The 14,289-nt window shown below is 41.3% G+C and carries 8 protein-coding genes and 1 pseudogene; all 9 read right to left on the bottom strand.

What is annotated here, in order from left to right; genetic code table 11:
- Positions 1-43: 43 nt before the first annotated feature.
- Complete coding sequence (locus GD631_RS21810; protein WP_143257803.1) at positions 44-1,150, bottom strand: glycoside hydrolase family 88/105 protein; 1,107 nt, start codon at positions 1,148-1,150, stop codon at positions 44-46.
- 22 nt (positions 1,151-1,172) lie between these two features.
- The gene (locus GD631_RS21805) at positions 1,173-2,396 is read right to left on the bottom strand and encodes a DUF2264 domain-containing protein (protein WP_143257804.1); all 1,224 of its coding nucleotides are present in this window, start codon (positions 2,394-2,396) and stop codon (positions 1,173-1,175) included.
- 9 nt (positions 2,397-2,405) lie between these two features.
- A complete protein-coding gene (locus GD631_RS22375; RefSeq protein ID WP_342356070.1) occupies positions 2,406-3,584 on the bottom strand; it encodes a DUF2264 domain-containing protein in 1,179 nt (392 codons plus the stop codon).
- A gap of 78 nt (positions 3,585-3,662) precedes the next feature.
- Positions 3,663-4,967: pseudogene (locus GD631_RS22370) on the bottom strand (sulfatase family protein); the annotation flags it as partial.
- A gap of 6 nt (positions 4,968-4,973) precedes the next feature.
- The gene (locus GD631_RS21795) at positions 4,974-6,776 is read right to left on the bottom strand and encodes a family 43 glycosylhydrolase (RefSeq protein WP_143257806.1); all 1,803 of its coding nucleotides are present in this window, start codon (positions 6,774-6,776) and stop codon (positions 4,974-4,976) included.
- Positions 6,777-6,795: 19 nt separating this feature from the next.
- Entirely contained in the window at positions 6,796-9,180 is a 2,385-nt protein-coding gene (locus GD631_RS21790) for a DUF2264 domain-containing protein (protein ID WP_143257987.1), read from the bottom strand.
- A gap of 44 nt (positions 9,181-9,224) precedes the next feature.
- Positions 9,225-10,772: a hypothetical protein gene (locus GD631_RS21785; RefSeq protein WP_143257807.1), complete on the bottom strand. Its 1,548-nt coding sequence runs from the start codon at positions 10,770-10,772 to the stop codon at positions 9,225-9,227.
- Positions 10,773-10,793: 21 nt separating this feature from the next.
- Entirely contained in the window at positions 10,794-12,620 is a 1,827-nt protein-coding gene (locus tag GD631_RS21780; protein ID WP_143257808.1) for a BACON domain-containing protein, read from the bottom strand.
- A gap of 44 nt (positions 12,621-12,664) precedes the next feature.
- Complete coding sequence (locus GD631_RS21775; RefSeq protein WP_143257809.1) at positions 12,665-14,278, bottom strand: RagB/SusD family nutrient uptake outer membrane protein; 1,614 nt, start codon at positions 14,276-14,278, stop codon at positions 12,665-12,667.
- Between the last annotated feature and the right edge of the window lie 11 nt (positions 14,279-14,289).

The raw sequence follows: 14,289 nt of genomic DNA, 5'->3' as shown, positions 1-14,289 counted from the left end.
GTGGCTGGCCGGCATCGAATTACTATTGATACATAGTCCACATTTAGTAAGCACATGACAATTTATATAATTCGCTTCCTGCCAATAAGAAAGCACCTACGCCATATACATCTGTTGCATCGAATCCGGCAGCTTTGGGTGCGGCACCAACAGGTTGTATATATCCCAACTTTCCATCAGGATGAACTGCTTTAACCAACGATTGCCAGCCTTTTTCAAGAACCGGTTTGTAAGTTCGTTGAGGCAGGTAACCATTGCGAATTCCCCAGGCAATACCGAAACACATAAAGGCGGAACAACTATTCTCTGGCATTTTGTATGAATCAGGATCTAGTAAGCTGGTACGCCAATCCCCGTCTTTGCATTGAGTCTTGCGAACTGCTTCTGCCATTTCTGTAAATAATCGGATATAGTAGTTACGTGAAGGGCAGTTGAGAGGTAGATTATCGACAATGAGAGGAAGGCCGGCAAATACCCAACCGTTGCCTCTTCCCCAGAATTGTTTACTACCATTTTTTTCACGGAGAGGAATTCGTTTGTTGTCTCTATAAAAGAGATGATCTTCTTTGTCGTATAGTGAATCTACACATTCTTTATATTCACTGTCCATATAATTTAGATAGATCTTATCTCCGGTTATTGTATATAAAGCCGCATAAACCGGAGGTGCCATAAACAAGGCATCCGACCATGACCAGCGTTCCGTTGTTCCTACAGCATTCGTTTTTTGTAAGGTAGCTTTTGAAGGGTGCGAAGCTACGTAATAAGCCCGTTCCATTACAGGTTGTAGCATACGTTTGTCATCAAATCTGCGGTACATCTCGATGAATGCCTGCCCCACACAAATATCATCGGCATGATATACGCGGTCCCACATATTCCACTTATGTTTTTCGCCGATAGTACGTACAAAGTCATAGCAAGATTGATTTCCCGAGACTTTTCCCCATTCTGTCATTCCACGATACAGAGCGCCGTTTGTCCAGTCCAGTGGATTATGTTTTACTTCGTTGTGATGGGTAATTTGCCACTCGGATACGGCATTACAAACTTTGGTAATATCTTCTTTCTCCATCTTTGATGAAAAAAGTTGTTGAGCATTCAGGCTACAACTTATTGATACTAAAAATAAGGAGAGAATCTTTTTCATATATAATCTATTTTAGAGGGTTTTATAGTTTTATAGCCTTGTCCAGTTTTACATTGGGATTACCTGACCATATTTTTTTTCCTGTCCATTCCTCATAAGGGGCACTCCAGAATTCATCGGTAACCGGAAGCCCTAATGCTGTGAATACAGTAGAGCATAAATACAGGCTGCCGGTAGAAATGTATCTTTCTGCGATTTGTGGCTGATGTCCTGCAAATCCTAAAGTCAGCCATCCCTGTTCGTCGAAATTCCCTTTTATAGCCATGTGCCTTTTTATGACAGCGGTTAGTCCGCATCGGACTTGTGACTTGGTAATGGTAGTTGGTAGCAAGTCATTTAGAGCAGCTGTTGAAAGTACATGGAACGTTCCAAAACGGTATGCTATAGAACGGCCGATTACGGGGTATGCTCCATCCGGAGAAATCATTCTTTCTTGTTGTTCGGCATATCTGGAGAAACGTAGTTGTTCTTTTTTATAAAAGTCGGTTTCGCCTTTGCCATGTTTCTGCATGACTTCCAGAATATCCAGCAGCATTGGATGAATGACAAAACTGTTATAATAATCCATATGCAAATTTATTCCGTCACCATACCAGCTATCGCCTTTATACCACTCTTTGAACCGCATGATGGCATACTCTATGGGATGCATATTGCATTTGCCTGTCAATTCCAGCAAGGTAGCTTCAACCATAGCCGAAAAGAGTAGCCAGTTACTTTCTACCGGCTTAATCTCACTTACCTGTTGTAAGGCGTTCAGGATATTCTTTTGGGTTTCAGATGATAGCTTACTCCATATTTGTTTCGGAGAACGCAACAATCCTTGGCAAAAGAACGCAGTATCTACCAGAGGTTGTCGAGTGACTGTAAAATTCAGATAATCCGGAGATTGGGGATTGAATCCGTGATTGATGGACTCAGTCATCAGGCGGATATATTTCTCACGTATTTGTCCTTCTTGTGTATTGTCCGGACCGAGTTCCAGCCAAGGGGCCATTCCCACAAATAAGCGTCCTAAAGCTTCCAGATGAGTGGTACGCGCATTGGATGGATTAGGCATACCGGAGATAGTTTCTACAGGCATGTTCTTCTTTAGTTCTCCCTTGCTCATACTATTCAATAATGGGTCGGCAATTTGAGATAATATGTTGACCCAATATATCCTGTCTTCCTGCCCTGAAGTTGTTTGTGAATAACCTGTAAAGTTAAACATCAGAAAGGCAACAATCAAAATACTATATCTCATGATTTTATTTTATGGTTTAATAAACTTGTCTATTGGAAAATCTATACCGCCAAATGCTTTTATACTTGTCCATGGTTCAACAGGGTTGCACCAAAAAGGGGCATTGGGAGGGAGTCCTAAGGGCAGGAAACCTAATGAACACAGATAAACGCAAGGAGTAGACAGATAAATATCCCCTAATTCTGGTTGTTCGCCACAAACTCCGATCGTCAGCCAACCTTCTTTATCGAAAGTTCCCGGCTGCTCAAAAAGACGCTTAAGCATGGCTGTCATGGCTCCACGTACTTGTCCGGGCTTCAATGATTCCGGAAGTTTTCCGAATAAGGCACATGCTCCCAAAACTTGGAATGCTGCCGAACGGTAACTAACTGAACGGCCTAGTACCGGATAGCTGCCATCGGGAGCTATCATGCGCTCTTGAATTTCGGCATAACGAATAAATCGTATCCATTCTTCATTCAGAAATGACTGGAAGGACGGTTTCTGTTTTACTGTCACTTTCAGGATTTGCAGTAACATAGGATGGATAACATAGCTATTATAATAATCTAAATGAAAATCTGCCCCATCTCCATAAACTCCATCTCCTTTATACCATTCTCTATGAGACGTCAAGGCTCTTTCTACTGTCGGAAAATTCCATTCTCCGGAAAATTCTTTTAATCCGCATTCCACCATAGCAGAAAATAACAACCAATTGTTATTTCCTGGTTTCATCGTACGGGTCGATTTCCACTGTTCAATGAGTCTTTTACGGGTGGTGTCATCCAGATTCCCCCATAACTGTGTAGGTGCTTGCAATAACCCCTGTATTAAGAATGCACTGTTTACTAATATCTGACGGGTAGCTGTGCTGTTGAAATAATCATTTGATTCCGGGTTTACAGAGTTTGCCAGAGCCTTGCACGTCATTTTAATATATTTTTCACGTAGCTTGCCTTCCGGAGTATTGTCCGGTCCAAGTTCCAACCAAGGTGCTATTCCTGCGATAGTTCTGCCTACAGCCTCCATGTGAGTGATAAACTCCCGGCTGCTGGCCAAAGCTGATGACGAACGCCCGACAGGAATATTCTTTTTCAGTTGGTCTTTGCTAAGATTGCTTATCACCGGATCAGCTATTTTCACGAGTGTCTGAATCCAATATTGTCTGTCATCATTAAGAGTATCACGTACTTGTGTATATGGCATAGTAGAAGTTGATTGATACTTCTTCATCACTTCCTGCAGCTCTTTTACTTTGTCCGGATATTGTAGATGAAGATTATTCAATTCTCCGATGTCCTGTTTTAGATTAAACAATTCGGGAACATCTCCTATTTTAAACTTACTATTACCTGTTTTAGGCAAATAGACCCAATCCCCTTTGCGTATACCGTGAACTTCACCACCTTTTACATAAACATATTCGTCACGTAACCGTAGAGAGGGATTTTTGAGAAAGGATGAAATATTTATACCGTCAATCTTTTGTTTGAAGGATTGGCAACCTGCATAGTGCATGATTGTAGGAAAAAGGTCGATGCTGGCAACTATTGCGTCACTAGTTACACCGGCAGGTATATTCCCTTTCCAACGGAGGATACAAGGAACTCTGACACCTCCTTCATAATAAGAGAACTTACCGCCTCGTAATGGCTCAGCGGAACCTCCGTCTTCTTTGAAAGACAACCACGGTCCGTTATCCGACGCGAAAATAACTAAAGTGTTTTCTGCTAATTTCTTTTTGTCCAGGTAATCGAGTAAACGGCCTACATTCCAATCAATTTCTTCTACAACATCACCGTAGAGTCCTCGTTTGCTTTTACCTTTAAATTGCTCGGAGGCAAATAACGGTACATGAGGCATTGACGGTGTGATATAGACGAAGAAAGGTTGCTCCGGATTATTTTCTATAAAATCTATGGCATGATCAAAATAACGTCGGGTGGTAGTAGACTGGTCGCAGGGATACTCAATAATTTTATCTCCTTCAAATAGTGGAGAAGCGTTGTTCAACCTTTTTTTTATATCTGCTCTACCGGAAGTTCTCACAAATTCTTGGTCTTCTTTGGCTTTTGACAAATTATAGCCTTCTCTGAAGGTTACATTGGAAGCAAATTGCTGGGAAGGGCCGATATACATATCATTACTGTATGGTATACCATAGTAGTAGTCAAATCCTTGGTCTGTGGGTAAATGTCCCTTTAAATCACCTAAATGCCATTTGCCAAAGCAACCGGTTGTGTAACCTTGCTCTTTCAATGCTTCGGCTAAAGTGATTTCTTCCGAAGGCATGCCTTCAGATTCGGGAAAAAATACCCCTTTTACTCCGTTCCGTGTATTTAATCTGCCGGTCAGAAGTCCTGCACGTGAGGCGCTTGATACGGAAGATGATACGTAAAAATCTGTCAACTTTATGCCTTCCTTTGCCATGCGGTCAATAAAGGGTGTCTGTATCAATGGCGAACCATAACAACCAAGGTCCTGATAACCCTGATCGTCTGTAAAAATAATCACAACATTAGGTTTCTGCCGGGCTTGCAATAGCCCGGCAGAAAAGAGTAGGGGGTAAATAAGCAGTTTCTTGTTCATATCTTTTTATTCAGAGATAACGATACCTTCTGTAATTCCACTGTCATTATAGCTGTCAACGCGGTAATGATACTGTACGCCTTTGGTAAGGATGTGGAGCTGTAAATCGGTCGTTTCTTTATCTTTGACCTGGATGCATTGATTAAGGAAATCGGGCTGATAACCAAAGCGAACAAGATAACCATCAGCATCGGATACTTTATTCCAGCTAAGCGAAGCATATCTTTCATCGTCTTTGTTTCTTTTTACTGACAGCTCTTTTACAATTTCCGGTTTGTCCGAATAGCCGAAACCGAACACGCGTAAATCCAATAAAGCAAACTTGCCTTCTTTGGGAGTATGGACATTCTCTATTTTAACAAAAGAAGTTTCTATCGGCTTAGGGAATTCAACATATTCATGCGGTATGGCAACCATATTCTTTGATTTATCCACTATTAGTTTCCAATCTCTTCCATTGTCGGATACGTATAGCTTATAAGCGTGATAATCTGTTTCTTTGGGAGCATCAGGGTTTATGTCTTGTTCAGCAAAGTTTATCTGAACGGAATTCATACGAATCTTCTTGCCTAAGTCCATTATGAAATATTCACCTACTTTGCCACTTGTAGCCGACCACCAGGTGCGAACATTTTCATCCACTGCCTTTTCCGGTTCGAAACCCGGTAATGAAGAAGACGCCGTACTCTTTTTATGATAGGATTGGAGCATCCAGCCAAAAGCGGAAATATCTTGAGGATTGAATTTCTTTTGAGGTAGTGACATGGGATAATCCCCTAAGACAGTATGGGTTCTCATTCTTCCTTTATCATCAAAAGAAACAGGGAATAAACCTATTCTTCTTTCAAATTCGTCATGATTACCCACCCACATGGAGGTGACTTGCCACCAATTTTCGTATTTGTCTTTAAATACACAACTATGTCCGGCTCCTCCGATAAAACCACCGACTTTTAGAGATACAGGATTATAAGCTTGTTCTACAAAACCACCATTTACACTATCACTCTCCAGAACCACATCACAATACCAATTGCAGATAGTACCTGGAGTGGCATATTGCAGGTAATATTTGTTTTTGTTCTTCACAATCCATGCACCTTCAGGACATGGTACTTTGGAGAATTTTCCCTGCCAGGCAGAGGCATCAATTTCATCATACAACTCTCTACGTCCAAAATGATAGCCCGATTTACACTGATTGATATCTGTTACATATTCTCTCAAGACCTTTTTAGAGCCTTCTATCTCTTTGAATGTGGCAGGATCTACTTCGAAGAAAGTAGTAGATTGAGTTCCACCTAAACCATAATAGAAAAAGAAGCGCCCATTGTCAATAAATAAACAAGGATCGGCCATACGTCTTACTTCGCCACATTTTTCCCATTTCCCATTTTCCGGATCGGATGAGCGAATGACATCTACCGTTTTCTTGGTACGGTCTCTGGTGAAATTAATGAAGTATACATAGTTTTCGTCGGCTGCCACGGCAGGTGCTACATAATGATCGACATCAAGAGCCGACGTCTTTACCTCCGGATTAAAGTATATATTCTTCCATGTGATTAAATCGTCAGATACGCGATAACCACCAATGTCCATCGTGGTAAACAAGTAGTATTTGTTTTTAAACAATACGATGACGGGATCGGCTGCGGAACGGGCTTTTTTTTCTCTTGTCTGAAAGTTTCCCCAGCCATAATCCAGATTGATCGGATTACAGAAGGTCGTTTGTTTTCTTACTGATTTATTCTCTGAGCAGGAAAACAAAACTACTGAAGCAAATAAAATAGATAATATATTTTTCATGAATGTCCTTCTTTTTATCCTATTTTTTCAAGGCTTTATCTACATTTAAATCAACACCAGCCCAGCCTTTTTTACAGGTCCAATCTGCAGAAGGAGAAGACCAAAACTCGTCAGACTCCGGTAAACCAAGAGCGATAAATACGGCTGTACATAGATACAGACTGCCTGTCGATATGTATGTCTCACCTATATGGGGTTGATATCCGGCAAAACCTACCCGTAGCCAGCCTTCAGGATTAAATGTTCCGGGTGCATTAACCTGACGATTGATGATAGCGGACAAAGCGGATCTTACTTGGCCCGGCTTTACCCTTTCAGGAAGCAATTTCCTGTAGGCAACATCAGACAATGCATGAAATGCACCGAATCGATAAGCCAATGAACGACCTACTATTGGAAATGTACCTTCGGGTGATATCAGTCTTTCTTGTTGTTCGGCATAGCGTGCATAACGTTCGAGTTCAAGATCATAAGGTATAGAGCTTTCTATACCGTTTTTCTTCATTATTTCCAAAACTTCGACCATCATGGGATGTATGACGAAGCTATTGTAATAATCCAGGTGAAAATCAGCACCATCACCATACCAACCGTCCCCTTTATACCATTGTGCAAAACGATCGCAAGCGTATTTTACACGCTCATATTCCCATTCGCCGGTAAATTCTTTCAAGGCAGCCTCCACCATTGCTGCGAAAAATAGCCAATTGGTTTCAGAAGGCTTTATTACTCTCGATGATTTAAGTTCCTTAATGACTCGTTCTTGAGTCGTCTTATCAAGTTTGTCCCATAATTGCGTGCGTGCTCTAAGCAAGCCGTGAGCAAGAAATGCAGCATCGACTAATGGTTGGCGTCCGTTATTGAAGTTCAGATAATCAGGAGATTGTGGATTTACTCCATTAGAAATGGATTTCAAGGCTAAATCAATATATTCAGCACGTAGTTTGCCTTCTATCGTATTGTCTGGTCCTAATTCCAACCATGTTGAGATTCCGGTAATTAATCTTCCTAAAGCCTCCAAATGCGTAACCTCTTTTCTTTTTTGTATATCAGCAGCGATAGATTCAACTGGCATATTCTTCCGAAGTTCCCCTTTTGCCATGTTCGTTAACAGCGGGTAGGAAATGCGATGGAGTGAACTTAACCAGAGAGAACGGTCCGAATTCTCCGAGAAAGCTGTTATTGTTTCAACTACCGGACGATTTTCCAGTAGTTTTTTATATCTGATTAATGCCTCTATAAAATAATAGTCTGCATAAGTCAGAGGGGCATCAATTTCATATTGTTTAGCCATGAAGCCCGTACAATGTTTGATAATATAATGGTTATTATCGCCTACTTTTTTTGCGCGATAAGCAGGAGAAGCTAACGATTTTATCTGTTGTTCGGCTATTGTGAGGAACTGTTTGCTTAGTTCCCCTTCTACATAAGTGCTCAATTCTACATAGGCTGATGCCATGATGGCACCAGCAGAGGCATCACGGTCTTCTTTAGGAATGTTGGGAGCATCGAAATCCCAATAAGGAATCTTATCCTTAGGCAGACGCGGATGATTCATAATGAATTTGCCAATCTTGATAGCGTGATTCAAATATTCTTTTTTACCGGTCTGCCGGTACATCATTGTAAAGCCATATAAGCCCCATGCTTGTCCACGTGACCAAGAAGACTGATCGTTTACTCCCTGATGTGTCACTTGATTCAGAACTTTTCCCGTAATCGTGTCATAGCTTACCACGTGGTACGAACTTCCATCAGGGCGGAAATGATTAATCATTGTCTGGTCTGCATGCGATTTGGCCATATTATAGTAAGTGTTGTCTCCGGTTAGGGAAGAGGCTACATTGAGTAGTTCCAAATTCATCATATTATCAATGATAACAGAGAATTGCCATTTTTTGCTATTCCAGGAACGGGTGCATCCTGTTACCGGATGAAAACGGGTCGACAATGATTTTGCAGCAGTCTCTATTACTTCCCTATATGTTTCATTGTGCGTGAGACGATACCCATTTCCAAAGCTGCAATTGATGATAAAACCAACATCATGATTACTGGTTGTATATTTCTGTTTTTCCACACGTGAAGTCATTTCTTCTGCGGCAGCCCTTATCTGAGGGTCATTACTATATTCGTAACAATACCAAAGGCTACCCGGATAAAAGCCACTTGTCCACCAGGCAGATTCGCATGTAATCATCTTGCCATTTTCCGCTGTTCTCGGAAGTATGCCTTTTTGATCTTTCATCTCATTGAACATGGACATTGACTGTTTGACAGAAAAATCAAGAGCGTCATCAATGACCTTCTTCATGCCCTTTGTCACTGTCCCTGCCGAACAGGTAAAACCGGCCAGCAGAGTCAGACTTATAATTAACATTTTCTTTCTATTTTTCATTACCATCATTTTAAAGGATTTATACTTGTTCCTTTTATTATAAACTTATTCTATTTGTCGAAATATTCAATTAGATTATAGACATTGTAATTCACTTCCTGCATAAACTTGCCCAAGTAAGGATACATCTCATAATGATTGTCATACACTCCTTTATTAGCCGGTTTTCCGCTGTTATCCGTACCGTCGTCATCCTGATACTTGAACCAATGCCATCCCACACAATTTTTTGCTTCAAGCAATCCAAGTGTAAAATGTTGATAAGCATATGCTCGATCGTTCTGAGTCGGAACCGTGAACCCGGCCCCTGATAGATTATTCAAATCGGAATCCTGTCCTTTTGTATAAAATTCGGTAACTAGGAATGGAGTATCTGTCCATTCTCCCCAGTTTTTAACATACGAGTCCAGTTCCGGGCTCCAACGACTGTAGTAATTGATGGATATGATGTCACAGTATTTACCTGCGGCGGCCACCACATCTTTCATATATTTGGGAGTACCGTGCAGGCGTGTGCCCAGATACATCATGTCCGGGTCAGCCTCCTTAATGGCATCCTTTACTCCTTTATAGTAAATTTCGGCTAACCGTCCTGCAAATTCACTGTTCAGGTTATCTGTCACTCCCGTTGCCCCTTTCTCATCCATAAATTTCTTTGCCGCTAGATAGGCTACGTCAGTTTTATCTGTAAGTGCTAGAAAACGGTCTAAAATCCTGGAATTCTGTGATGAGAAATTGATTTCATTGTCCGAGAAGAAACCCAATACGTTGGCATCCTGCAAATAAGGAGCTAAAGACGTATTTACATATTTCTTACAAAAATCGGCCCAGTCATCATAAAGTACCAGCCCCAATTCATTATCCGATGTGTTGCCTGGATAAGTATGACCATTTTGTGACCTGAATTGTCCTAAAAATCCGAATGAGGGAGTCAACGTTAACGGAGAATTAGGAATGGAAGAATTATGAGTTTGAATCTTTCCATATGTATTCGTGCAAAAGGCTCCTGTACCGTGGAAACCGATACTAGCCAATTCGGCTTGTGATGTTGCTATCCATTTGGCGTCAGTGCCAAAACGTTTGTTCCATGCTTCCTTATTGCGTGCCGAAGAACCATAACGCATGGAAGTGACACTTCTCTCATAATGTGGATAACCTTCAGGGTCGATAATCCACCAACGACCGTTCACTTTTTTTACATAAAAACGCCCTGTGGCTTGTTGTTTGGTTCCTGAAACGAAACTACCATACTTATTCGTAATGGCTTTGTAATCACTTTCTGATTTAATGATAGGTTTGTATTCTCCCATGTAAGCGACAATACGGGTATTACTCTCCGTCCATTTAGTCACTGGTGGAAATTCATTGGAATACTTAACTTTTATCGGACGATAAGGCTTGCCTAAGAGTGAAGGACTATAAGGTTGCATTTCTCCGGGAGTCGGTAATCCTTCAATGATGTCATTGTTACCAGTGTCGTCATTAACAACAACATCCGGCGGCATAAAATTAGGATCTTTCACTACATAATCTGTACATGAAGCGAGTATGGCATGGCAAACTAACAATGCTTTGATATAGAATGAATAAACTTTCATAATTGTTTTCTTTAAGGGATTTTACTTGGAAATTTTTCGAATACAACGTACATACCTTGCAGGAGATTTGGCATATTTGGCACCGGTCAAACCGGGATTCCACTGTCCGAAACGTACATAGAATACTTTTGAGGCATCATCCGCTTCCGTACTGGTGAAATAGCTGTCACCAGCAGTATTGTCAGCTTTTCCGTTCATAACATCACCTCCATTATCAGTGAGGATTTTATCCCAGGCTGCACGAGCGTCTTTTTCTTCCTGTTTGATAGCATCAGGCTTCAGCCCGCTACTTTGTGAAGGGCCGCCGTTATATGCATTAAATACCGCTTCCATTTCATTTCTCGCAGGTAAATACCAACCATCCTTACAATATTCCAGAATCGGAATATTAGCAGCTATGCCACTCTCTCTCATCTTTTGAGTATTAGCCTCACCATCTTCCTGATCTGTTAAACCTAATGCGTCTGTAAATCCTTCGTTAGCCCAATTTATGGCAGTGGCACTACGCTTTAAAGACAGAATTTTAGCATTGTTACCCTCTACCCAAAATACGATACCGCCTTCAGTCAGTTCTGTACCACCATCCATTTTTACAAAATCTCCTATTTGGAAAGCAGCAGCTTCCGTTTGTTCTTTCTGTTGTCTTATGGTTACTGTTGCTGTAGTTTGAGCATCGCCGTTGCCGGCTGTTATTGTTACGATAGCTGTACGGGCTTCGTCATTGTTATTTTTAGATAAAGCTGTAAATTTAATTTTATCTCCATTCTGTACTGCAGAAAGCCATGTATTGCCGTTACCTTCAATGACATATGCAAACGACGGTTTGTTTGTGCTAACTGTGACATCTGCTGTAGCCCCTTCTTCACTTGTCAGTTCTATCTGCATTGGTGAAACAGATAAGGTCGCAGGTTCTTCAGGGAATTTATAGTCACCGATTACTTTCATGGCACGTACAAAACGGCTTGTACCTGTTTTGGCACCATAATCCATTCCGTATTTTCCAAAACGTACATAGCGTGCTTTCTGTCCGTCTTCGTTTTCCGTACTCGACCAGTAACTTTCTCCGTTACCGTTTTCTGCGGCTGCGTTTATTACTGCCCCTCCAAGGTCGGTTAAATTTTTATCAAATGTAGCACGGGAGGCCTTTTCAGCATCACTGATTTGATTGGGTGTAGCATTTGTAAATCCATTGTCGCGTGCTATTCCGTTATAGATATCAAATAAATCTCCTAATTCTTCAGATGCAGGCAGATACCATCCCTCTCCCAAATTTGTACATAGAGCAGCTGCGTCGTTGTTGCCGGCATCAGTATACAGAGCTGTATTTTCGATACCATTTATCATGGAGAAAGCATTGTGCAATTTGATGGATGCTTCAAACGGATTACCGCCCCAACGTTCTAATGAAATGGCTTTACCTGCTTCTTGATTATCTGGATCGACCCAGAATATCATTCCAAGGCCATCTTCCGTTAATTGTCCGACTTTTAATGTCTTCACTTCCGACTCGTCTTTCGCTAACTGGTTTACCGTCACCTCCATAGAGAATTCTCCGGCATTTAACTTGACGGTGGCAGAGCGCACCTCACCGGTTTCGTTAGTCGTAAGGGCTGTATAGATGATACGTTGTTTATTGGCATCTACCGAGAGCCAGTTGGCATTGTAGTCAGCTGTCACTTCATTTGCTGTAGTGGATATTACCACTGTTTTTGAGGAACCTTCATTTTTGTAGAGTTCAACCTCTGTTCCGCTATTATTAAATTCAGGCATGATTCTTACTTCACCGTACTCTTTACAAGAGGTCAATACCATACTCAGAATCAATGAAATCAATGTTAGTCTTTTCATACTACGATTCTTTTACAGATTTATAAATTAAAATCAGTTTCTTTTTATTTCCATGGATCACTCTGCGGAAAGACATTAGTTCCCATTAAGTCAATCTGCGTTTGTGGAATAGGCCATGTTTCATGTTTGCCTAATACAAAGTTCTGGCGGCATTCGGCATAGTCTTTATCCAGATACGGGTCTTCCAGCATAAGGTCACCTCCATGTTGACGAACGCGTTCGCCCAAAATACCAAGGCGTTTTAACAATGACCAGCGTACTCCTTCAAAGTGTAGTTCACGGGCATATTCATCCAGGAGCATATTGAGGGTTAATGGACCGTTTTCATGAATATTACCTGCTCTTTCCCAAGTTTTGTTGTAGTACTCTATAGCCTTGGGACTGTCGCCACCATCACGATGGAAATAGGCTTCACTACACATTAAATAAGTTTCGGCTAAGCGATAAACAATCAGGTCTTTGAAACTGCTCGTACGGTCTGGTTGTGTCGCATTGGTCCATTGGTCAAAGTGTTTCTTTGACATCGGGTGCAGTCTTTCCATATAACCTGCCGCCTTACCATATAAATCTTTAGGGATTTCCTGTCCATAATTAGATTTACTTTGGTCATTATAGTAAAAAGTATGGATGAAAAGATCTTTATAACGATTGTCTTTTTCTTTATCATACAGACTGAACAGATAGGTGTTTGGATAAACACGTCCCCATCCATATCCGCCTTGGGCAGCTTCAAATGTACAATCTGGATTAGCTTGGGAACGGGTAGTGGTAATAATTGCGGCACGGTGTCCCATCAATGGGGTACCGGTTCCGCCTCCACCCATATTTTCAGAGAACTGATAAGACCATAAAACTTCGGCGGAACGCATGTCTGCACTGTTGAATACGTCCCCTGTTTTGGACATCATAGAGTACATTGTTCCATCTCTGAATATATCCTCGCACTCTTCAATAGCCTTATCATAGTCTTTTTCCCACATGGCCACCTGTGCTCTCACGTGTTTGGCTGTAGCTTTGGTAACACGGCCATAGTCATTATTGGGTATTCCCCACTCGAGTGCATTGACAGCATCATCCAAATCTGTCTTGATCTGAGTAAATATCTGTTCTGTGGAAACTGGATGGAAATCACGTTCCAAATTATCTACTGTAGTAGGAATTGTATTTAGATAGAGACGTTCAAAACGTTTCCATAGTTCAAAATATGCACGTCCACGGAAAAATTTAGCTTCACCCCATGCGCGGGTAGTCACAGGATCGTCAAATCCCAACTGTTCCGCTCCGGTGATAATCTCATTGGCTTTGCCAATGATGAAATAATAGTGTTGCCAAAATGATTCTACATCACTGTTATTGGGCATGAAATTCTGTAGTTTGGCGATTGCAGTACTTGTTCCTGCGCGAAAAGCCATAATATCAGTGCTGTAATCACACATTGTTACTATATAAAGGTTGCTACCGCCGCTTCCGTCTCCTTTTGCTAATTCTCTGTCCAAGCTATACAATCCTATCGCTGCGCGATACAGTCCGTCAGGGGAAGTGGTCAGATAATCAGTAGTAATGTCTGTTTTTGATTTGAGGTTCAGGAAATCTTCACAAGAAGACAATAGCGTAATGGAAGATATTGTCAAAGCTGCTATATATAATTTATTTTTCATATTCTGCGGGA

Origin of the sequence: Bacteroides luhongzhouii (assembly GCF_009193295.2) — a bacterium.
GTDB classification, from domain to species: domain Bacteria; phylum Bacteroidota; class Bacteroidia; order Bacteroidales; family Bacteroidaceae; genus Bacteroides; species Bacteroides luhongzhouii.
This window is presented reverse-complemented; position numbering and strand designations above follow the sequence as displayed.

What these genes read in the sequence shown, in the direction of transcription:
- GD631_RS21810 (WP_143257803.1), bottom strand. Translation starts at nt 1,150, where the DNA reads ATGAAAAAGATTCTCTCCTTATTTTTAGTATCAATAAGTTGTAGCCTG.
- GD631_RS21805 (WP_143257804.1), bottom strand. Translation starts at nt 2,396, where the DNA reads ATGAGATATAGTATTTTGATTGTTGCCTTTCTGATGTTTAACTTTACA.
- GD631_RS22375 (WP_342356070.1), bottom strand. Translation starts at nt 3,584, where the DNA reads ATGCCATATACACAAGTACGTGATACTCTTAATGATGACAGACAATAT.
- GD631_RS21795 (WP_143257806.1), bottom strand. Translation starts at nt 6,776, where the DNA reads ATGAAAAATATATTATCTATTTTATTTGCTTCAGTAGTTTTGTTTTCC.
- GD631_RS21790 (WP_143257987.1), bottom strand. Translation starts at nt 9,180, where the DNA reads ATGGTAATGAAAAATAGAAAGAAAATGTTAATTATAAGTCTGACTCTG.
- GD631_RS21785 (WP_143257807.1), bottom strand. Translation starts at nt 10,772, where the DNA reads ATGAAAGTTTATTCATTCTATATCAAAGCATTGTTAGTTTGCCATGCC.
- GD631_RS21780 (WP_143257808.1), bottom strand. Translation starts at nt 12,620, where the DNA reads ATGAAAAGACTAACATTGATTTCATTGATTCTGAGTATGGTATTGACC.
- GD631_RS21775 (WP_143257809.1), bottom strand. Translation starts at nt 14,278, where the DNA reads ATGAAAAATAAATTATATATAGCAGCTTTGACAATATCTTCCATTACG.